Origin of the sequence: Mesonia phycicola, from assembly GCF_900141885.1 — a bacterium.
GTDB lineage: Bacteria > Bacteroidota > Bacteroidia > Flavobacteriales > Flavobacteriaceae > Mesonia > Mesonia phycicola.
This window is the reverse complement of the sequence record NZ_FQYY01000003.1, coordinates 21,163-43,563: the sequence shown is the minus strand read 5'-3', so window position 1 is coordinate 43,563 and position 22,401 is coordinate 21,163. Positions and strand designations below refer to the sequence as shown.

The following is a 22,401-nucleotide window of genomic DNA, read 5'->3' as shown; positions in this document are numbered from 1 at the left end:
ATTAAAATGAAACAAAAATCAATATTGCTACTATTATTTGCTTTTGTATTCAATGCTTCATTTTCACAAATTGAAACAAATCAATATAAAAAAGAGGTTTTAATGCCAGTAGATTTAGATTATTTACTGTATAAACCTGAAGGTTATAACGATTCTAAAAAAAACTACCCGCTTATTGTTTTTTTACATGGTGCAGGAGAAAGAGGTACAGATGTAAATAAAGTAAAAGTACACGGGCCTTTAAATTATATAGAACAAGGAAACTCCATAGATGCTTTAATAGTAGCACCACAATGCCCAAATAACACCTACTGGCAACCCCACCAAGTCGCTGCATTAGTGAAATCAATCATTAAAACTTATCGAGTTGAGGCCAGTAGGGTTTATTTAACAGGATTAAGTATGGGTGGCTATGGTACTTGGGCTGTAGGAGGTGAATACCCAGAACTTTTTGCTGCTATGGCTCCTGTTTGCGGAGCAATTTATAGACCTATTTACAGAAATGCAATGCATTTAAAAAATATGCCTATCTGGATTTTTCACGGCGCTTTAGATGATGTGGTACTACCAGAAAATAGTAATAAAATGGTAATGGCACTTCAGCAAGTTGGTAACAAAAATGTAAAATATACGGTTTACCCATACGCAAATCATAATAGTTGGACAGAAACCTACAACAATCCAGAGTTTTACAAATGGTTGTTAAATCAAAAGCAATAAAATTCACATGAAAAAACTAAGCTTAACATTAATAGTAATATGTACATCAATTTGCTTTTTCTCTTGTAAAGAAAAAGGGAACAATTCTTCTAATACTACAGAAAAAGAAACTCCCAATATAAAAACAGATTCAACTAAATTAAGTGATGAGGAACTGCTTGATATGGTACAGCAACAGACCTTAAAATATTTCTGGGATTTTGCTGAACCTAATTCTGGTTTAGGTAGAGAACGTTACCATCCAGATGGAGAGTATCCAAAAAACGATGCAAATATTGTAACTACGGGAGGTTCTGGCTTTGGATTAATGGGTATTGTTGTTGGGATGGAAAGAAATTTCATCAATCGTGAAGAAGCTGTAAATCGTTTAGAAAAAATTGCCAATTTCTTAGAAAACACACCTCGTTATCACGGGGCTTGGCCACATTGGATTAATGGAGAAACGGGTAATACTCAAAAATTTGGATCTGATAGCCAAGATAACGGAGGCGATATTGTAGAAACTTCTTTTTTAGCACAAGGATTTATTGTGGTTAGAGAGTATCTAAAAAACGGTAACGAAAAAGAAAAAGCAGTAGCCAAAAAGTTTGACAATCTGTGGAATACTATTGAATGGAGTTGGTATACCAACAATAAAAACGGAATATTTTGGCATTGGTCACCAGATTATAAGTTTGAGAAAAATTTTATGATTGAAGGTTATAATGAGTGTTTAGTTACTTATGTAATGGCAGCTTCATCGCCAAACCACAGTATCAAACCAGAAGTTTATCACGAAGGTTGGGCACGTAGCGGTAACATCACTACAGACGAAAAAGCTTACGGTATTCCTTTAATCTTAAAACATAATACCGTAGGGGATAAAGGCGGACCGTTATTTTGGGCACATTATTCTTACTTAGGCTTAAATCCAAAAGGTTTAGAAGATAAATACGCTAATTATTGGGATTTAAATGTAAATCACTCTAAAATTAACTACGAATATTGTCAAGAAAATCCAAACAACTCGAAAACCTATAGTAAAAATTCTTGGGGTATCACAGCTAGTTATACAAGAAGTAATTATGGGACACTTGGTTATGCTGCTCATTCTCCAGATGAAGATCGTGGGGTAGTTTCGCCAACAGCAGCAGTAAGCTCTTTACCTTATACTCCTAAAGAATCTATGAGAGCCATACGTTATTATTACACAGATTTAAATGAACTTACTTGGGGGCCTGCTGGATTTTATGATGCATTTAGTTTAGATTATGGTAAATGGTCAGCAAAAAAATATCTAGCAATAGATCAGGGCCCAATGATAGTAATGATAGAAAATTATAGAACAGGACTTATTTGGGATTTATTTATGCAAGCTCCAGAAGTACAAAAAGGTCTTGATAAACTAGGATTTTCTTACAAAAAATAAAAAACTACTTAATAAAACCTACTCACATGTTTAAAAAATCAATTGCAGTTATAGCATTAAGTATATTCAGCTTTTCGCTATCTGCTCAGCAAAAAGAAAACCCATACACAGGTCCAAAAATTAATAAAGAAGAAATGGACAAAAAAGTCAATTCTCTTTTAGAGAAAATGACAATTGAAGAAAAAATAGGGCAACTTAACTTACTTACTCCAGGTGGAGGTGTAGCTACAGGTGCTGTAGTGAGTGATAATGTGCAACAGAAAATAAAAGATGGGCAAGTAGGTGGTCTATTTGGAGTTTCTGGTCCAGAAAAAATTAGAATTGCACAAGAGTACGCAGTAAACGATACTAGATTAGGTATTCCCTTACTTATAGGTTCAGATGTAATTCACGGTTATAAAACAACTTTCCCAATTCCATTAGGTACTGCAGCAAGTTGGGATATGAATTTAATTAAGCAAGGAGCACAAGTAGCAGCAAAAGAAGCAACAGCAGACGGAATTAATTGGAATTTCTCTCCTATGGTAGACATTTCTCGTGATCCGCGTTGGGGTAGAGTTGCAGAAGGTGCAGGAGAAGATGCTTATTTAGGTTCTCAAATTGCAAAAGCTGTGGTAGAGGGTTACCAAGGTGATGATCTTACACAAACCAACACTATGATTGCAACAGTAAAGCATTTTGCATTATATGGAGCGCCAGAAGCGGGCAGAGATTACAATACGGTAGATATGAGTCACGTAAAAATGTTTAATCAATATTTACCACCTTACAAAGCTGCAATTGATGCTGGTGTAGCAAGTGTAATGAGTTCTTTTAATGATGTAGATGGGATTCCTGCTACAGGAAACAAGTGGTTGCTAACAGATTTACTTAGAGACCGTTGGAAGTTTGATGGTTTTGTAGTTTCAGATTATACATCTGTAAACGAGATGATTGCTCACGGTTTAGGTGATTTACAAGCAGTATCTGCTCAATCTCTTAAAGCAGGTTTAGATATGGATATGGTAGGAGAAGGTTTTGTAACTACTCTAAAAAAATCTTTAGACGAAGGCAAAGTTACAGAAGAAGAAATTACCACCGCTGCAAGAAGAATTTTAGAAGCAAAGTATAAATTAGGCCTATTTGAAGATCCTTATAAATACTTAGATAAGAAAAGAGCTAAAAAAGATATTCTTACTAAAGAAAATAGAGCCATTGCAAGAAAAGCAGCAGCACATTCTTTCGTGTTACTTAAAAAAGACCAACAAATACTTCCGTTAGATAAAAAAACAAAAATAGCATTAATAGGTCCGTTAGCTAAAGATCAGGCAAATATGCCAGGTACTTGGGCACCAACAGGAGATTTTAAAAATTCTATTACCGTATTAGAAGGTTTTCAAAACGTAGCTAAAAAAGCAAAAATCACTTATGCAAAAGGGGCTAATATTTCTAACGATAAACAACTGGCAAAAAATGTAAATGTATTTGGACCTAAAATTGAAATTAGTGAAGAATCTCCAGAAGAACTCTTAGGACAAGCTTTAGAAGTTGCAAAAAAAGCAGATGTAATTGTAGCAGTGGTAGGTGAAGCTTCAGAAATGAGTGGAGAAGCCGCAAGTAGAACAAATTTACTTTTACCAGAAAGCCAAAAAGTTTTAATTAGAGAATTAGCTAAAACAGGAAAACCAATGGTGTTGGTATTAATGAGTGGTAGACCATTAAATATTTCTGAAGAAGCAGAACTTCCTATAGATATTCTTCAAGTATGGCATCCTGGAGTAGAGGCAGGTAATGCTATTGCAGATGTAGTTTTTGGAGATTATAACCCTTCAGGAAAAATAACTGCTTCTTGGCCAAGAAACGTAGGGCAAGTTCCTGTATATTATTCTATGAAAAATACAGGAAGACCAGGTTTACAAGAAGGTTTTGAGAAGTTTAAATCTGAATATATAGATGTAGATAATTCTCCTCTTTTTCCTTTTGGATACGGATTAAGTTATACTGATTTTAAATATAGTAATACCAAAATTTCTTCTGAAGAAATGAATATGGAAGGCTCTGTAACCGTAAGTACTACTGTAACTAATATAGGCGATTATGATGGAGAAGAAGTAGTGCAACTATATATTCACGATAAAGTAAGAAGCATTACTCCGCCTAAAAAACAACTAATAGGTTTTAATAAAATTGCCATTAAAAAAGGAGAATCTAAAACAGTAACATTTACTATTACTGCAGAAGATTTAAAATTTTACAATAGCAATTTAGAGCACGTAGCAGAACCTGGTGAATTTGATGTATTTGTAGGTACAAGTTCTAGTGATAATAGTCAACAACTTAGGTTTACACTAAACGAGTAAGTTATAAATTTAACTTATGTAGAATTAAAAAAGAAGTTTAACACTTATATTTATGGGTTAAATTTCTTTACACACATACACACAGATTATGAATAAAAAGTTAATATTACCTATCATTATCTCTACTTTAGGAGGGTTTTTATTTGGTTATGATACAGGAGTAATAAATGGAGCACAACTCTTTTTTAAAGATTATTTCAACTTCTCTACAGCAGAGCAAGGTTGGGCAGTAGGTTCAGCTTTAATAGGTTGTATATTTGGTGGTCTTGGTGCTGGAGTATTAGCAGAATCTTTAGGAAGAAAAAAATCTTTATTAATAGCGGCTTTTCTATTTTCAATTTCTGCATTGGGTAGTGCATTAGCAGACTCCCTTTTTGGCTTAGCAATATACAGAATTGTAGGTGGTGTAGGTATTGGTTTAGCCTCTATGCTTTCACCAATGTATATTTCAGAAGTATCACCTAAAGAAAAACGCGGAGCAATGGTTTCTCTTAACCAAATGGCTATTGTAACTGGTTTTTTAGTAGTATTCTTTGTAAATTATTGGGTAGGTAATCACTTAGCTTCTTCTATGATAACCGCCGATGTTACCGAAGAAGCCTTAAATACCTGGAATGTAAATTACGGATGGAGATATATGTTTGGGTTAGAATTAATTCCTGCTATATTATTTTTCTTATTACTCTTTTTTGTACCAGAATCTCCAAGATGGTATGTAATTAAGGGAGACCAAACAAACGCTATAAAATCTTTACAAAGGTTAGGTTATAAAGAAGACGTAGCAAATATTAAAGCAGTAGAAATAGAAAACTCTTTAGAGAAGAAAGAGAGTGGTAACTGGAGCGCTTTAAAAGGAATTGGTTTTGCGGTTTTTGTTGGAGTAATGCTTTCTATTTTTCAGCAATTAACAGGTATCAATGCCATTATGTATTATGGGTCTTCTATATTTCAGGCTTTAGGAAATACTGCAGAAAGCGCTATTTTTCAAAACATATTAATAGCTGTAGTTAACTTTAGTTTTACCATTATTGCCATTTTTACGGTAGATAAATGGGGAAGAAAACCTTTACTTATTTTGGGAGGTTTTATTATGGCAACCGCTTTAGCAATGCTTACTTATGATATTTACACCCAGCAATTTAGTTTATTAGCAGTAGCAGGGATATTATTATTTATAGCAGGTTTTGCAATGACTTGGGGGCCGGTAACTTGGGTATTGTTATCAGAAATTTTTCCAGATAGAGTAAGAGGTCTTGCTATGGGTATTGCTGTTGCAGCACAGTGGTTATTTAACTACTTGGTTTCTCAAACCTTCCCGATTATGATGGATAAAGAAAGTGCCATTTTTGAAATGAGCAACGGTACCTTCCCATATTGGGTATACGGGGTTAGTTGCGTTTTAATGTCTCTTTTTGTGTGGAAATTTGTACCAGAAACAAAAGGGCGTGATCTTAAAGATGTACGTGAACTTTGGACTAAAAAAAATAAATAGTGAAAAATATATTAAGTTGCTTGAGTGTCATTTTGTTATTAACAGGGTGTGCTAAAGAAAAAGAAGAAACTAAAATACAAACTTCAATAACCTCGCCTAATGGAGACTTAGAAGTTCATCTTGGAGTAGATAAAGAAGGAAGTCCGTTTTACACTGTTCTTAAAAATAAAGTAACGGTGATTGATACTTCTTATTTAGGATTGAAATTTAAAAATCAAACCGATTTAGTAAGTGGTTTTAAAATTACCAGCTCTCAAATAGAAGAAGTAAATACAGAGTGGGAACAACCATGGGGCGAGCAACGCATAATAAAAGATCAACACAAAGAACTAAAATTAAGCTTAGAAGATACACTTAAAAATTCAAGAAAATTAAATGTAGTTTTTAGAGTTTTTAATGATGGAGTAGGTTTTAGGTACGATATTCCTGAACAAGAAAATTTAAAAGGAGAAGTGGTAATCTTAGATGAAATTACTCAATTTAAGTTAACTGCAGATCATAAATCTTGGTGGATTCCTGGTGATTATGATAGTTATGAATATAATTATTCTGAAACTAAACTATCTGAAATAGATGCAGAAAAAGCGGGTTATGCACAACGTCATGATAGAAATATCACTAATTTTCATTCGGTAAATACACCAATTACTATGCAAACCAACACAGGTTTGTATGTAAGTATACACGAAGCTAACCTTACAGATTATGCTGGGATGACACTTGGTTTAACAGAAAATCACACCTTTAATGCAGAGTTAGTCCCTTGGGAAAATGGAGATAAAGTAAGAACACAAACACCTTTTGTTTCTCCTTGGAGAACTATTATGATTAATGAAGAAGCTAAAGATTTAGTGACTAATTACCTTATTTTAAACCTTAACGAGCCTAATAAATTACAAGATGTAGCAGATTATGCTAAACCTATAAAGTATACAGGCATTTGGTGGGAAATGCACTTAGGTCTAAGTACGTGGGGTAGAAAAGATGCAGAAGGAAAATATACTACACATGGCGCAACTACAAAAAATGCTATGAAGTATATCAATTTTAATAAAAAACACGAAATAAAAGGCTTATTAATTGAAGGTTGGAATACCGGTTGGGAGTATTGGGGAGCACAAGATACCATTGGTTTTTTTGACTTTGTTACTACATATGATGATTTTGATATAAATAAAGTGGTTTCTACAGCAAAAGAAAACGGATTAGAAATTATTGGTCATCACGAAACATCTGGAGACGCTAACAACTATGAAAATCGTATGGAAAAAGCCTATCAGTTTTATGAAGATTTAGGTATCCATGCCATTAAAACTGGTTATGCAGGAGGTATTGTTCCAAAAGGAGAATTTCATCACGGACAGTATATGGTGCGTCATCACCAAAAAGTTATTGATGTAGCAGCCAAACACAAATTAGCTATAGATGCCCACGAGCCAATAAAAGCTACTGGTTTAAGAAGAACTTATCCTAATTTTATGACGCGTGAAGGCGTACGAGGTATGGAGTTTAATGGTTGGGCTAATGAAAATCCGCCATCACACACCACTATTTTACCCTTTACAAGAATTTTAGGAGGTCCTGTAGATTATACTCCAGGTATTTTTCAAATAGATTTGAGTAAATACAGAGAAGGTCAAGCTATACAATCTACCCTAGCCAATCAATTGGCGCTATACGTTATTTTGTACAGTCCAATGCAAATGGCGGCAGATTTACCAGAAAATTATGCCAAATATGAAGATGCTTTTCAGTTTATAAAAGAAGTAGCGGTAGACTGGGAAACAACTAAAGTTATTAACGCAGAGATAGGAGACTATGTAACCATAGCTAGAAAAGACCGTAATAGTGATAACTGGTTTTTAGGTAGTGTAACTAATGAAGAAGCAAGAGACTTAGAAATTTCGTTAGATTTTCTAGAAGAAAATAGCACTTATAAAGCTATAATCTATAAAGATGAAGCAGAAGCTAATTTTGCTAAAAACCCTTCGGCTTATCAAATTGAAGAGTTAGAAGTTACTAAAAGTACAGTGATAAAAGCTCATCTTGCAGAGGGTGGTGGCTTAGCAATGTCTATTTTGAAGAAATAAAAAATATTTCACGTTTGCTTATGGTAGCCTCTATTTACTTAATAGAGGCTTTTTTTGTTAGTTATAAATACTTAAAAATTTGAGTGCATTTTGTGGCGTGAATTTTTTCCACAGAAGAATTTTACTAAAATCTACAGAAGTTAATTTAATGTAAATTTTTTACCGCTTTTCACTATGTTTTTATCCAGTTTTTATCTTTGTAAAGGCTCTAATTTATTAGTTGGGCTATCAGTTAATTTGTTTTTTTAAGATAGAAAGTGTTAATTTTCAATATTTTGTGTTTTAATATTCGCAATTTGTACAGCTTTATTTTAAACTTATATAAGTTTAAAAGGCTCAAAAATTAGACATTAATAAAACTTTTACTTAAAGCGTTAAAAATTTACGAAATCGTTTTAGTGAATTAAAATAGTTCATACTTTTACCCTATAACTAAAACACAATTGTAATGACAGCTTATTTAACAGAGTATGAGATCAAGACAAGTTTAAAAACTTTAGTAAAGCAATATTTAGAAAATTGTAAAAGTTGTCATCAGTTATCTGATGAGTTTGTAGAAATTATTAGGCATACGTTAAAAGCGAAGTATGCTAAGTATAATGAAACCACAAGAACTATTGAGGTAGGTATAAAAAAAGAAAATGAAGACTCTTTTTACAATGACATCAAAGTAATATCTTATTCATTAAAAGAAGCAGAACAAGAGTTAGGAAGAAATTTAAATAATTTTGAAGGAAAAGAGCTTACCTATTTTAGTAAGTTTGTGAACGGTCAGCCACATGACATTAATACAGAAGTTAGAGTAATTAAATAATAGATTACTTCTAGAATATAAAACCTCCGATTTCAACAGAAGTTGGAGGTTTTTTTTAATTCATTTTTAGCATATTTTAATCGCATTGCTAAAATTTCATTAGCTAATTTTGTAAAAAGTTTATAGCTATGAATAACTTCACTCTTGCCTACACAGATCTTTACCAACTAAGTATGGCTCAAGTCTATTTTTTAAAAGGTAAAACGCAAGAAACAGCCGTATTTGATTATTATTTTAGAAGAATTCCGTTTAAAGGCGGTTATGCAATTTTTGCTGGTCTAAATGAATTTTTAGAGCTTTTAGAGAATTTATCATTTAGTAAAGAAGATATAGATTACTTAAAAACTCAAAATTTTGATGATTCGTTTTTAGATTATCTACAGAATTTTAAATTTAAAGGTTCTATTAGAGCTTGTAGAGAAGGAGAAGTAATATTTTCTACAGCACCAATACTTCAAGTAGAAGCTAATATCATTGAAGCGCAGCTTATAGAAACTATTCTTTTAAACACCTTAAATTTTCAAACTTTAATAGCTACTAAGGCAAGTAGAATTAGATTAGTAGCAAAAGAAAAAACCTTATTAGATTTCGGACTCAGAAGGGCGCAAGGTCCAGGAGGTTATTACGCAACAAAAGCATCGGTAATAGGTGGTTTTAATGGTACAAGCAATGTAGTTGCTGGTAAAGATTTTAATATATCTATATCTGGAACAATGGCACATTCTTACATACAAAGCTATGATAGTGAATTAGAAGCTTTTCGAGATTTTGCTACTCATAGACCCACAAATTGCGTATTGCTAGTAGATACTTATGATACTTTAAAAAGTGGAATACCAAACGCTATTACCGTGGCTAAAGAAATGGAGCAAAAAGGTCAGTGTTTACTAGCAATTAGATTAGATAGTGGAGATTTAGCCTATTTTGCCAAAGAAAGCAGGAAACTTTTAGATGATGCAGGTTTAGATTATGTAAAAATAGCAGCCTCTAATCAGTTAGATGAGTATGTTATTAGAAGCTTACAAGAACAAGATGCGCCAATAGACATTTATGGAGTAGGTACTAATCTGGTGATAGGGAAACCTGACGGAGCACTAGATGGAGTATATAAGTTAGCTTTTTCTTCTGGGAAACCAAGAATTAAAATTTCAGAAAGTTTAACAAAAACCACCATTCCGCATCGTAAACAAGTATATAGAAATTACGATAAAAATGGATTTTTTGCAGGTTCAGATGTGATTGCAATGATAGAAGAAAAAGAGATAGAAATGATGAATCATCCTTACGAGCCATACAAAACCTTAAATATTGAAAAATTTAAAAAAGAAGCTCTACTACAAGTAGTAATGCAAAATGGAGAAAAGTTAAATGATAGTCCGTCATTAGAGCAAATAGCTAGTTTTAGTAAAGAAAGATTATTGTTATTACCATTTGAATATAAACGTTTTGATAATCCGCATATTTACAAAATAGGAATTAGTGATGCTCTAAAAAAGGAACGTGATTTATTAATTGATAGTCATAAAAATTAAAACCTATGAAAGCTCTAGTATTGGTAGATGTGCAAAACGATTTTATGCCTGGAGGAAAATTAGCAGTGCCAAAAGGAGATGAAATAGTGCCAGTTATAAATAGTATACAATCTAAGTTTGATTTAATTGTAGCTACGCAAGATTGGCATCCAGAAAACCACATAAGTTTTGCCAATAATCATTTGGGGAAAGAAGAGTTTGATACCATACAAGTAGAAGGTATAACTCAAGTTTTATGGCCGGCACATTGTGTACAAGATAGTAAAGGCGCAGATTTTCATAAAGATTTAAATACGGCTAAAATTGAAGCCATTTTTAGAAAAGGCACCAACCCTAGAATAGATAGTTATAGTGGCTTTTATGATAATGCACATCTAAAATCTACAGGTCTATCGGGTTATTTAAAAGAAAAAGGAGTAAGCGAGGTTTATTTTTGTGGTCTTGCTACAGATATTTGTGTGTATTACACTCTAAAAGATGCTATTGCAGAAGGATTTACTTCTTACTTAATAGAAGATGCTTCTAAGCCATTAGACGTAGAAGAATATGAAAAAATTAAAAAAGTAATCTTAGATTTAGGTGGAAAAATAATTCAGTCTAATAATCTATAAAGGTTCATTATTAATATCCACTAATTTTAATTCTTTATAATAAGCTTCAATTCTGGCGTGTGCAGTGCCATCTATTAATAAAATAACAATCATCATAGCAATGGTTGTGATACTAATTGCACGCCAAGTTGGTGTATTGATAAAAATAATTGACAAGGCTGCTACAATGATTATAATCGGAATAGCCTTAAAAACGATTGTATTATATTCTTTCAGAGTTGCTTCGGCACGAGTGATTTCCGATTCTACGAATACAGAGGCATCTTTATTGTAAGCAGTTTCAAATCGTGTAATCCTTGATTTATTGGTAAAAAACAATCCAAGACCAATAGTTACTAGTAGAACGCCTGCTACCAAAGTAGGAATTATGTATGCTCTTGCTATATCTGTTTTCCCAAGTTGCCAAAATCCAAGGCTTGCAACTGCAAATACGATTCCGAATAGTATAAAAAACGGAGTCGAGAATAGTTCAGATTTTGCCCAATCTGTAGCTGTTTTTAATATATCCATAATTAATTCAATTTATATTTTTCTCTGTATTCGGTTGGACTTATACCTTCTTTCTTTTTAAATAACCTTGAGAAATAGGGTGGATATTCAAATCCTAACTCGTAAGCTATTTCAGATATACTTTTATTAGGTTGTAATAATATATTTTTTGCTTCATCTATTAAGTGTAATTGCAAATGTTCAGTAGTCGTTTTGCCAGTTTCTTTTTTTAAGGTGTCACTTAGGTAACGCTGGGAGACTTGCATTCTAGTTGCTATTTGCTCTATACTTGGTATACCTTTTTCTTGCAATTGTCCAGATTCAAAATATTGGGTTAGATATTGATTAAATTGGTCTAGCAAATTGTTAGAGATTTCTTTTCTGTTTAAAAACTGTCTTTCGTAAAAACGATTGGCGTATTTTAATAAGGTATTTAGTTGAGAAATAATAATCTCTTTGCTAAATTCATCTTGATTGTTTTGATATTCAATTTCAATATTTTCAACGATTGATTCTATTTGTTTTTCTTCTTTTGGCGAAAGATGTAATGCTTCATTTACGGTATAAGAAAAGAAACCGTATTTTTTAATTTGATGTGCTAATTCGGTTCCTTTTAAAAAATCTTCATGAAAATTTATGGAAAAACCTTTCTGTTCAAACACGAAACTACTATCCCATTGAAGCACTTGTCTTGGGGCAATAAATATTAATACACCATTGGTAAAATCGTATTTTGTTCTTCCATAATTTAAATCTCCTTTTACAAATTTTTTAAAGCTAATAGAGTAGCAATCGTTTGTGATTGGAGGAGAACTTTCTCTAGGGCAAGGCAAAAATCCTTCTTCCTTAGAGTTGAAAACACTAAACATAGGGTGTTCTGGTCGAGGTAATTCTAAATACTCTAAGAAAGACGATAATGTTTTAAAATGTTGCATTCTATATTATTTTAATTCCACCAATTTTTAAATTGTTGTAAGCTATCTTTTAAGTTTACAGATACACCAATCATTGGTGTAATAATTTTTATATCGGTTTCTGTTTTTTTGTTTGAAATGTTTATAAACGGTTCATCCCAATTATGATTGGCTAACGTAAATTTTCCTGCATGTACAGGTAAAATTGTGGTTGTATTTAAATCATTTGCAGCCTTTAGTTGTTCTCCAGGTAGCATATGAATATGTTTCCAATTGTTATCATACTGTCCGTTTTCAAGAATAACCAAATCAAAAGGGCCAAATTTATTTCCAATTTCTTTAAAATGAGAATCATATCCACTATCACCACCAATAAAAATAGTTTTAGTAGGTGTTTTTAATACAAAAGAAGCCCAAAGTGTTTTTGCACTTGTAAAACCTCTTCCAGAAAAGTGTCTTGCTGGTGTAATGTGTACTTCAAACTCATCATCAAAAGAAAAATTATCATACCAATCTCCTTCTAAAATTATATTTTGATTAAATCCCCAATGTTCTAAATGTGCACCGTTACCTAAACCTGTAATTACAGTTTTAATTTTTGGTTTTAATTTTTTAAGTGTTTTGTAATCCATATGATCCCAGTGATCGTGAGATAAAAAAAGATAATCTATTTTAGGAATATCATCTGTTGTGTAAATATTTGTGCCATTATAAGCTTTGGTGGTAAACGATAAAGGAGAAGCATTACCAGATAATACAGGATCTACTAATATTGTTTTACCGTCTAATTGTATAAAATATGATGAATGTCCCATCCAAATTAATACATTTTCATCAGGTTTTAGATTTTTTAAATCAGTTTTAATAGAAGGTATTTTAATGGATGGTTCTTTTGGTTTTGATGAAAAAAGAAATTGATACAATACTTTACTATACCCAACACCTTCTGTAAGCATTGGTGTGTGGTTTAAATTCTGAAAGCGCCCGTTTTTATAATTTGGAGATTGTTCTATTTTTAATAAACGTTCTCCAGATGGATGTTTCCCAAATCGTTCTGTATTTAAAAATAGGAGTGTTGCAACACCAATAATTATTAAGATAATTAGTAATACTGTCATTATTTTTTTAAATAAAGATATTATATATTCCACTTTACACCAGTTTCTTTTTCTGAAAGTCGCCATAGCCTTTTAGCTACCATTTTATCTTTAGCGTGTGGTTCTAGTTTGTGCGCACCAACAGGGCCAGTCCAGAAATTTCTACCAGTTGGACCATAAAATTCTTTTTGATCTAAATTTGGTTCTGTAGCACACATTAATTGCGGATAAGCACCTTTTTCAGCCGATTGTGTGAGTGGCGATAATTTCATTAGATTAAAGATGAATTTCATTATAAAGCTACCGCTTGTATTTATCAAGTTGGTTCTTGAAGAGCCAGGATGACAAGCGTATGCTTTAACTTCTGTTTTCCCCGCTAATTTTAATCTGTCTTGTAATTCGTAAATAGACATAATTTGAGCTAACTTACTTTGGCTATATGCGTTATTAGGTGTGTAATCTTTGTCCCAATTCAAATCATCAAATTTGATGGTTTTAATTCCCATATCATATCCCAAACTTCCTACAGTTACAATTCGTCCTTTAGATTTCTCAATAAGTGGAAACAATAGGGCTTGAAGCGTAAAATTTCCGTAGTAATTCGTTCCCATTTGGCTTTCCCATCCATCCTCTGTTAATGTTTGTTTAGGTACTTGAGCAATTGCTGCGTTGCAAATAAGCGCATCTATTTGAGAGACTGTTTTTAAAACTTCTTCAGTGGCTTTTTTAATAGAAGCCTGTATAGCCAAATCCATTTTTATAGCTAGAACGTCTATATGGTTTCCTAGTTCTTGCTTTAAAGTTTTAATGGTATCTTCTGCTTTTTTAGGGTTTCTATTAAGTATTACAACTTTTGCGCCTTTTGATAGCAATATTTTTGCTGCTTCAAAACCTGTTCCGCTGGTAGTACCTGTGATAACAAATGTTTTACCCTTAAGGTCTTTAATTCTGTTGGGTGTCCAACCTTCTTTACCAAATTGATTTGCCTTCATTATTGCATTTTATTTCTAATTAACAAGGCAAAATTATAGGGTAAAGTACTTTAAGTTGTTATACAAATTTTCTCATCTTGTATACTATTTGGTAGATGGTACAAAAAATACAAGCTAAAATTTAAGGTAGACAGAATATTGAAAGTATATAAAAACAAAAAACCCCAACTAAAAGTTGAGGTTTTTATGGTGGTGCCTCCAGCACGTTTCAGCACTATATTAAAATATAACAAATACTAATAAAACCATTCAAAACCCTTTATTTGTAAGGGTTTTGTTGTTTTTTAAGTTAGTGTTAATTATCTGCAATTTTATATAAATAAAGTTGATGTAACACCCTATGTAACACCCTTTTTTCGTATATTTATATAAATGTAATATTCTTATGAGCAGCCAGATAGAAAGGTCCAAAGGTACAATTCGCTTTGGATTTAATAAACCGTTACATCAATTAGAAGCCGAAAAATCTAAACAATATTTAATTTATCTTTTTTTCTCTTATGGGAGGGGTAAACGTTTAAAGTATTCTACCGGCTACAAATCTTGCTATAATGATTGGATATTCGATAAGGGAAGAGTTAAGAACAAAGCTAACATCAAAAATAAAGATGAGGTTAATTCAGAAATCAGAAAATTAGAAGATGAATTTACCGAACGCTTTAATAAAGTGTTTGCAGAAAACCCGCATATCACACCTAAAGAATTAAAGCATCAGTTAGATATAATTACAGGGAAAGTAAATGAAGATCCTAATGTTCAGTATTTAGCCTTTTTTGAAGTCGTAGACCAATTTTTAAACGAAAAAGAAGGAAGAATAGCAAATGTAACATTGAGGGCTTATAAACAAGCTAAAAAACACCTTTTAGGCTATGAGAAATATTATCGTACAGTTTTAACTTTCGATAGTTTTAATATGACTTTCTATGCGAAGTTTCAGAAATATATGGAAGCAAAGGAGTATAGTCTAAACACCATTGGAAAGCATATAAAAACAATAAAGACATTTCTTAATTATGCAGTAAGCGAAGGTTATTCACAAAACCAACGCTTTAGAAGTAAAGCTTTCAAGGCAGTAAAAGAAATAACAACAGAAATTTACCTTACAGAAGAAGAAATACAAGCCTTCTACGATAAAGACTTAACTAAGTACCCAAAACTTTCACACGCTCGCGATATATTCTTAATGGGTTGTTATACAGGGCAGAGGGTTAGCGATTATAATAGTTTTAAAGAAGATGAAATAGAGGTTTTAAACGGAGTTAGTTATTTTAAAATAATTCAAAAGAAAAACAGAAAAAGAGGTCGTAAAGTCTTGTGTCCAATTACTAAAGAAATGTGGCATATTATGAACTCGCGCCATGAAGGCAAACCACCTAAAAGAATACCGGATAAAGATTTGAACGATTATATTAAGCAAATTGGCCAGATGTTAGAATTAGATTCTTTAAATAGAGAAATTAAAGTAGAATATACTAAAGGCGGTAAATTTCATTCTATAAAAGAGAATCGTTATAATTTAATCAAATCTCATACGGCAAGACGTAGTTTTGCTACCAATAAATATAAAGCAGGAATGAACGTATATGATATAATGCTTTTTACCGGTCATACCACAGAAAAAGAATTTTATAAGTATATTAGAATCAAAGATGAAGAAAGAGCCTCTCATATAGCTCAAAATGGCTTTTTCAATATTTAATTAAGCAGCCAATAGAATGAATTCAATTGATTTAGCAGAAGAAATTTGCGATGAAATAAAAAAGTTTAGAAAGTGGGTTCAAGCAGAAGGCGACTTAATTGCTAGAAAGAAAGAAAGTGGAGATGAATCTTATATTCCTGAAGAGATGTATTTTGACTCAAAATATACAGGAGATTCAATCCATATAGAACAACTTTTAGTAGACTTATATAAAAATTCAGTAAAAGATAATTTCTTTTTTTATGATTGTCCTTTACAGGTTTATAAGCATCATTATCAATCAAGGCTTAATGATTATCTACAAGAATATATTGATGCAAATGAATTAGATTTTATACAAGATGAATTAACAGATTTAGAGAAAACCTTTGAAAATCGCTGGTTATTTAATGAAATAAACTATTATTCCTTTACAAGAGATAATAAGTTTTTTAAGCAAACATTAGAAAAAAAGAAAGTATACCTTCAGGCTAAGAGAACTAGAATAAAGAACAGTATAAAATTTAATGATAAGAATACAGAAATAGATAAAAACACAGAATCTACTTTATTAGTCGAAGAAATAGTATTAAAAATTAAAGCTTACCAGGAATTAGAGGAGCTGTTATTGAAATTAAAGAAAACTTCCTTATTCTATGAAAAAGAAAAATTACTAGAAGCAAAAAAAGTATTAGAGAAAAAAGGGAAAGTTTATGAAAAAGCAGAGAAAGAAATAAAAATTTTAATAAAAGAACTCTATTATAGCTCTGCGAAAGATAATTTTTATTGGTTAGATTGTCCTTCTGCGGTTTATTTAGATCGCTTTGCTGACAGATTTAATCAATATCAAGTAAAACATTTAGATGGTACTAAACTAGATTTTATTAAAAATGAAATAGGTACTTTAGTTAATATTAATACCTATCGTTTTTTTATATACAATGAAGAAAAAATTAATTATCAACAATTCATTTCAGATAATGAAATTATATTCAGGCAATCTATTAATAAAAAAATAGAGTTCTTAGAATATAAATTAAAAGAAGAAAACACAGTTTTAAAGAACTTTAATTCATATACGGTTAGGAAGAAAACTACTGTTGTTCCTAAATATGAAAATTTACCGAATCAACATAAGGATGATCAAATTAAACCAGATAAAGAAAATACTGTATTAAAAAAATCAATACCTAAATTCAATGAAAAAATATTTAAATCGTTAGAAGCTGAAAATTGGTTTCTCAATTCTTTAAAAGAATTGAGTGCCATTGATGGTAATGGTAAATCAATAAGAGGTTTCCAAGCTAAAGTCAGTGCTATTTTTTCAGTGCAAGAGGTGAAAGATAAAATTTTTGTTTATAGTTTAACATTGAGAGATTATATAAATTATTTAAACCAAAGATTTGATGCTAAAATAGCATCAGATAAAAAGCTTTCTAGTGGTATGATTCACGAAAGTAAAGTAGATAAATTGATAGAAAAATTCATTTCCGAATAATTCCCGAACAAAAAGAATAAACCCGTACAAAATAGAGAATAAGCTCGTATGTAAAGCGAACTTAGCCTTACAATCAATTGTCAAAATTTGTTGTGTATAATTTTAATACATAACATTATGGCAGCAAGTACCATTACCCAAATTCACGGGATCACTCCGGAAGAATTAAAAGAAAGCATCTTAAATGATGTAAGAGAAGAGCTGAAATTATTAGCTCAAAATTTCCAACCAGTAACACCTTCAGAATATGTTACTAGAAAAGAAGCCGCAGAGATTCTAAAAATCTCGGTAATCACTTTATCAGATTGGAATAAAAAAGGAATTCTCAATCCCTATCGCTTAGGTAACCTAATCAGGTATAAAAGAGCTGAACTAGATGAAGCCTTAGTACAAATCAATGATTCTAAAAAGTAAGAAGATGAGTGCTAAAAATTTATCTATTCAAGAATGGCAGCAAATTATACAAAGATTAGAAGCTACCGTTAGTAAACTGCAAAATACCTTGCAGCAAGATCCAAAGCATATCATTCTCGATAATGCAGACTTACTTCAAATTTTCAATATCAGTGCCAGAACCTTGCAGAGATGGAGAGACGACAATCAAATCAGTTATTCTCAAATCGGAAGCAAAATATTCTACCGTATGCACGATATACAAACTTTCCTAGATAACCACTACCACCAAGTTTCACTTAAAAGCCGTACACAATGAAAAACGATACATTAATATCTGTATATAGAAACTATACAGAAAAAATAAAAGACACAGATATAGCTGAAATTCTTAAAGGCATAAAGTTAGAAGGTCTAAAGGAGCAAATCGAAGAAATGAGAACCTATCTTGCTGAAGGAGATGAAAAAACATACGATCGTCTAAAAAATAAACTTCCAGCTTTTACCACAAGCGGGACATTTAAAGAAAATCGTAAAAAAGAATTTATTAATCAATATTCCAAAATGCTAATCTTAGATATTGATAAGGTTACTAAACAACAATTAGAAATTCTGAATTACAAAACACATTTAGCACCTTACACCTATGCAAGTTTTATAAGCCCTAGTGGCTTAGGTTTAAAAATTATTGTGCGAGTAAGTTCAGAACTAGAATACCATAGCATCGCGTACCAACAAGTAGTTGATTATTATGAGAAAGCTTTAGAGGTACAACTAGATTTAAAAAATAAAGATTATACGCGTTTATGCTTTATATCATCAGATCCCGATATCTACATCAATAAAAATTCAGAGATTTTTCAAGTAGATGTAGAAGAGGTGTCAGAAAGTCAATCTGAGATTAAAACAACTAATGCCCGTACTTATACGCACTTAACAAGTTTTGAAATTCTCGACAAATGCAAAGAGTTTACAGAGAAGGTACAAACCTATCAAAATGGCAACCGCAATAACTTTATTCACTCGTTTGCTTGCAATGCCAATCGTTGGGGGGTGAATGAGGCAGATACCTTAGAATATTCTCTACAAAATTTTGACCTTCCTCAAAAAGAAAATAGAAGATGTGTAAAAAGTGCCTATAAACACAACGCATTTGAGTTTGCAAGCTTTGCAAACATTGCAACTCTTGCAAATACTAAACAAGAGGTAAATAAAACTGTTTCAAAAGAAGAATTATTGTTTTCAATGCCTTATTTACCCGATGAGATATTTCCTAAACTACCGCATATCCTCAAAGAAGGCTGCAAAGCATTTACAGATAGAAGAGAGCGAGATGTGTTTTTCACAGGAGGTTTAACGGTATTAAGTGGGTGCATAGAGGTTATTTCAGGCGGCTATCGCGGCAAAACACATTTTGCTAACCTATTTAGCTTTATCATTGCTCCGGCAGCTAGCGGTAAAGGAGCCTTAACTTATGCTAAAGATTTAGGGGAGAAGTACCACGATAAATTAGTAAAAGAAAGCCAAGCTGCTTATAAGCAATATCAAATTGAATTAGCAGAATATAAAAAATTGGCTTCTAATAAGAAAAATGATGTTTCTCAAATCCCGCAACCAGAAGAACCGCCATTCAAAGTGCTTTATATTCCTGCAAATAACAGTAGTGCACGAGTGATTCAGCAATTAAAAGAGGGGGGAGAAAAAGGTATTTTTTGCGAAACAGAAGCAGACTCTATGGGTAACGTGCTTAAACAAGATTGGGGTGGTTATTCAGACTTATTACGCAAAGCTTTTCATCACGAACCAATTTCCTACAGTAGAAAAACCAATAAAGAATGGGTAGAACTTAAACGTCCTAAATTATCTGTTGCTTTAGCGGGTACTCCCGGCCAAGTGCAAAACCTTATAGCTTCGGCAGAAGATGGCCTATTCAGTAGGTTTTTATTTTACACGTTCAAATCAGAAGTGGTTTGGATAGATGCTGCAGAAACAAATAACGGTGTAAACCTTACTGAGCATTTTGATAAATTAAGCAATCAAGTGCTAGAGTTTATCGAGTATTACAAACATCATGCAGATATTACCTTTAAGCTAACAGATAAGCAATGGACCTTATTAAACGATTACGGGAGAGAATGCTTATATACCGTAGCTACTTTTGTAAGTGAAGATTTATCGAGTACGGCAAAACGCTTAGGGCTTATAGTGTATCGAATAGCAATGATACTTACAGTACTACGTTATTATGAGAATGGAGAAATAGAGACGACCTACACTTGTTCAGACGAAGATTTTGAAATAGCACTGGCACTAATAAAAGTATATCAAGAGCATTCTATTTTTATTTTTAAAGAATTACCTAAAAATGGAAGTGTAACAGATGAGGTAATGCAACGATTTTATGATGCACTTCCTGCTAAATTTCAACGAAAAAAAGCAGTTGCCATTGCGGTTAGTTTTAGTATAAAGGAACGTACAGCAGACCTCTATTTGTCTAAATTAAAAACCTTCAAGTATTTAGATAAAATTAAAAACGGGATGTACAAAAAACTAAAATAACAGTTTGCAAAGATTGTAAGTTTTGCAGAGCAATATTTAAGTAGAAATCCAATGATAATTTACTTGGTAAGCTAGACTTTTTCTATATTTAGGCTTTTATTAAGAAAAATATCTATGTTCGCTTAAAGTGAACAAAACAGCCAAGCCTTATTTAAATGTCCGAAGACCATAAAAAACAATTAGAGCAGCAACTCTGGAATATAGCCAACACCTTAAGAGGTAAAATGAATGCCGATGAATTTAGAGACTATATTTTAGGCTTTATTTTCTATAAATACCTTTCTGAAAAAATGGAAATCTATGCAGACACCATTTTAAAACCAGATGGCATTAGCTATACAGATATTGAAGAAGAAACCGAAAATGGGAAAGCATACTTAGAAGCCATTAAAGAAGAAGCGCTAATTAAATTAGGTTATTTTCTAAAACCTTCAGAATTATTTAGTGCGGTAGCTAAAAGAGGAAATCATAAGGAGGTTAGTTTAGAAGAAGTAGCACAAGCAGCAGATCCCGATGAAGATTACCAAACACAGAGTAACTTTATTTTAGAAGATTTGCAAACCATTCTCAACAATGTGCAAAACTCTACAATGGGTACAGAAAGTGAGGAAGATTTTGATAATCTTTTTGAAGATTTAGATTTAAACTCAACTAAGCTAGGTAAAAACCCATCTGCTCGTAATGAGATTATAGCTAAAGTTTTAGGGCACTTAAATAAAATTGACTTTAAATTAGAACAAACAGAACTCGATGTTTTAGGCGATGCTTATGAATATTTGATTGGAAAGTTTGCTAGTGGTGCCGGTAAAAAAGCGGGTGAATTTTATACCCCACAAGAAGTAAGTATTGTGTTGGCAAAATTAGTAACTACAGGTAAAACCAAATTAAAATCGGTATACGATCCTACTTGTGGTAGTGGTTCTTTATTGTTACGAGTAGCCAAAGAGGTAAAAGAAGTAAATGATTTTTATGGGCAAGAACTTAATAGAACCACTTACAACTTAGCACGTATGAATATGATTTTGCACGGGGTGCATTATCGTAAATTCGATATTAAGCAAGAAGATACCTTAGAATATCCGCAGCATATCGATGAACGTTTTGAGGCAATTGTAGCAAACCCTCCATTTTCAGCAAAGTGGAGTGCTAATCAGCTTTTTATGAGTGACGACCGTTTTAGCCAATACGGGAAGCTCGCACCTAAAAGCAAAGCAGATTACGCCTTTGTACAACATATGGTTCATCAACTAGCAGAAAATGGCACAATGGCTTTAGTATTACCACACGGCGCTTTATTTAGAGGAAGCGCAGAAGGTTATATTAGAGAATACCTTATTAAAGAAAAAAACTTTTTAGATGCCGTTATCGGTTTACCGGCTAATATCTTTTACGGGACAAGTATTCCTACTTGTATTATGGTGTTTAAAAAATGTCGAGAAAATCCTGATGATATTTTATTTATCGATGCTAGTGAACATTATGATAAAGTAAAAACGCAAAATGTTTTAACGCCAGAAAACATTGATAAAATAGTTACTACATATCGAGAACGCAAAACCGAAGATAAATATAGTTATGTAGCGAGTTTAGATGAAGTAGCTGAAAACGACTATAATTTAAATATACCGCGTTATGTAGATACTTTTGAAGAAGAAGAGCCGGTAGATATAAATGCGGTAGCCAATGAAATTGAAAGTTTAAACAGCGAATTGCAAGATAACAAAGCAACCATCACTTCTTTTTGCCAAGAGTTAAACATCAAAACCCCGTTTTAA

Annotated in this window: 18 protein-coding genes; 14 read left to right on the top strand and 4 right to left on the bottom strand. The window is 32.2% G+C overall.

Annotation, left to right across the window (positions count from 1 at the left end; translation table 11 throughout):
- The first annotated feature begins 6 nt into the window (after nt 1-6).
- From BUC03_RS04830 to pncA, 8 genes are all read left to right on the top strand, one after another.
- Complete coding sequence (locus tag BUC03_RS04830) at nt 7-720, top strand: carboxylesterase family protein (protein WP_073148831.1); 714 nt, start codon at nt 7-9, stop codon at nt 718-720.
- Nucleotides 721-727: 7 nt separating this feature from the next.
- Complete coding sequence (locus BUC03_RS04825; protein WP_084112812.1) at nt 728-2,128, top strand: glucoamylase family protein; 1,401 nt, start codon at nt 728-730, stop codon at nt 2,126-2,128.
- Between the two features lie 26 nt (nt 2,129-2,154).
- On the top strand, nt 2,155-4,467 hold the full coding sequence (gene bglX, locus BUC03_RS04820) for a beta-glucosidase BglX (protein ID WP_073148829.1): 2,313 nt from the start codon (nt 2,155-2,157) through the stop codon (nt 4,465-4,467).
- Nucleotides 4,468-4,528: 61 nt separating this feature from the next.
- A complete protein-coding gene (locus BUC03_RS04815; protein WP_262493967.1) occupies nt 4,529-5,959 on the top strand; it encodes a sugar porter family MFS transporter in 1,431 nt (476 codons plus the stop codon).
- A complete protein-coding gene (locus BUC03_RS04810) occupies nt 5,959-8,049 on the top strand; it encodes a glycoside hydrolase family 97 protein (RefSeq protein ID WP_143159139.1) in 2,091 nt (696 codons plus the stop codon). Before BUC03_RS04815 ends, BUC03_RS04810 begins: the two co-directional genes overlap by 1 nt.
- Nucleotides 8,050-8,497: 448 nt before the next feature.
- On the top strand, nt 8,498-8,863 hold the full coding sequence (locus BUC03_RS04805) for a hypothetical protein (protein ID WP_073148825.1): 366 nt from the start codon (nt 8,498-8,500) through the stop codon (nt 8,861-8,863).
- A gap of 128 nt (nt 8,864-8,991) precedes the next feature.
- Nucleotides 8,992-10,395 carry a nicotinate phosphoribosyltransferase gene (locus BUC03_RS04800; protein ID WP_073148823.1) on the top strand — a complete coding sequence of 468 codons (1,404 nt, stop codon included), beginning with the start codon at nt 8,992-8,994 and terminating at the stop codon, nt 10,393-10,395.
- Between the two features lie 5 nt (nt 10,396-10,400).
- Nucleotides 10,401-11,006, top strand: coding sequence for a bifunctional nicotinamidase/pyrazinamidase (gene pncA / locus BUC03_RS04795; protein WP_073148821.1), 606 nt, complete (start codon nt 10,401-10,403; stop codon nt 11,004-11,006).
- On the opposite strand, the gene BUC03_RS04790 is transcribed toward pncA, so the two are convergent.
- Genes BUC03_RS04790 through BUC03_RS04775 form a run of 4 tightly spaced genes read right to left on the bottom strand, consistent with a single transcriptional unit; the run spans nt 11,001 to nt 14,498 of the window.
- On the bottom strand, nt 11,001-11,516 hold the full coding sequence (locus BUC03_RS04790; RefSeq protein WP_073148819.1) for a hypothetical protein: 516 nt from the start codon (nt 11,514-11,516) through the stop codon (nt 11,001-11,003). The genes pncA and BUC03_RS04790 overlap by 6 nt on opposite strands.
- Nucleotides 11,517-11,518: 2 nt before the next feature.
- Entirely contained in the window at nt 11,519-12,430 is a 912-nt protein-coding gene (locus tag BUC03_RS04785; RefSeq protein ID WP_073148817.1) for a helix-turn-helix domain-containing protein, read from the bottom strand.
- Nucleotides 12,431-12,441: 11 nt separating this feature from the next.
- Nucleotides 12,442-13,527 carry an MBL fold metallo-hydrolase gene (locus tag BUC03_RS04780; RefSeq protein ID WP_073148815.1) on the bottom strand — a complete coding sequence of 362 codons (1,086 nt, stop codon included), beginning with the start codon at nt 13,525-13,527 and terminating at the stop codon, nt 12,442-12,444.
- Between the two features lie 20 nt (nt 13,528-13,547).
- On the bottom strand, nt 13,548-14,498 hold the full coding sequence (locus tag BUC03_RS04775; protein ID WP_073148813.1) for an SDR family oxidoreductase: 951 nt from the start codon (nt 14,496-14,498) through the stop codon (nt 13,548-13,550).
- Between the two features lie 385 nt (nt 14,499-14,883).
- On the opposite strand from BUC03_RS04775, the gene BUC03_RS04770 reads away from it, so the two are divergent.
- The 6 genes from BUC03_RS04770 to BUC03_RS04745 all read left to right on the top strand — a co-directional run bounded on the left by BUC03_RS04770 (nt 14,884) and on the right by BUC03_RS04745 (nt 22,401).
- The gene (locus BUC03_RS04770; protein WP_073148811.1) at nt 14,884-16,197 is read left to right on the top strand and encodes a tyrosine-type recombinase/integrase; all 1,314 of its coding nucleotides are present in this window, start codon (nt 14,884-14,886) and stop codon (nt 16,195-16,197) included.
- Nucleotides 16,198-16,213: 16 nt separating this feature from the next.
- Nucleotides 16,214-17,674: a hypothetical protein gene (locus tag BUC03_RS04765; protein ID WP_073148809.1), complete on the top strand. Its 1,461-nt coding sequence runs from the start codon at nt 16,214-16,216 to the stop codon at nt 17,672-17,674.
- Between the two features lie 117 nt (nt 17,675-17,791).
- Nucleotides 17,792-18,088 (top strand): helix-turn-helix domain-containing protein, encoded by a 297-nt coding sequence (locus tag BUC03_RS04760; RefSeq protein ID WP_073148807.1) that lies wholly within the window; start codon nt 17,792-17,794, stop codon nt 18,086-18,088.
- A 4-nt stretch (nt 18,089-18,092) separates the two neighbouring features.
- On the top strand, nt 18,093-18,386 hold the full coding sequence (locus tag BUC03_RS04755; protein ID WP_073149400.1) for a helix-turn-helix domain-containing protein: 294 nt from the start codon (nt 18,093-18,095) through the stop codon (nt 18,384-18,386).
- Complete coding sequence (locus BUC03_RS04750; protein ID WP_073148805.1) at nt 18,383-20,626, top strand: DUF3987 domain-containing protein; 2,244 nt, start codon at nt 18,383-18,385, stop codon at nt 20,624-20,626. Before BUC03_RS04755 ends, BUC03_RS04750 begins: the two co-directional genes overlap by 4 nt.
- Before the next feature lie 155 nt (nt 20,627-20,781).
- Nucleotides 20,782-22,401, top strand: coding sequence for a type I restriction-modification system subunit M (locus BUC03_RS04745; protein WP_073148803.1), 1,620 nt, complete (start codon nt 20,782-20,784; stop codon nt 22,399-22,401).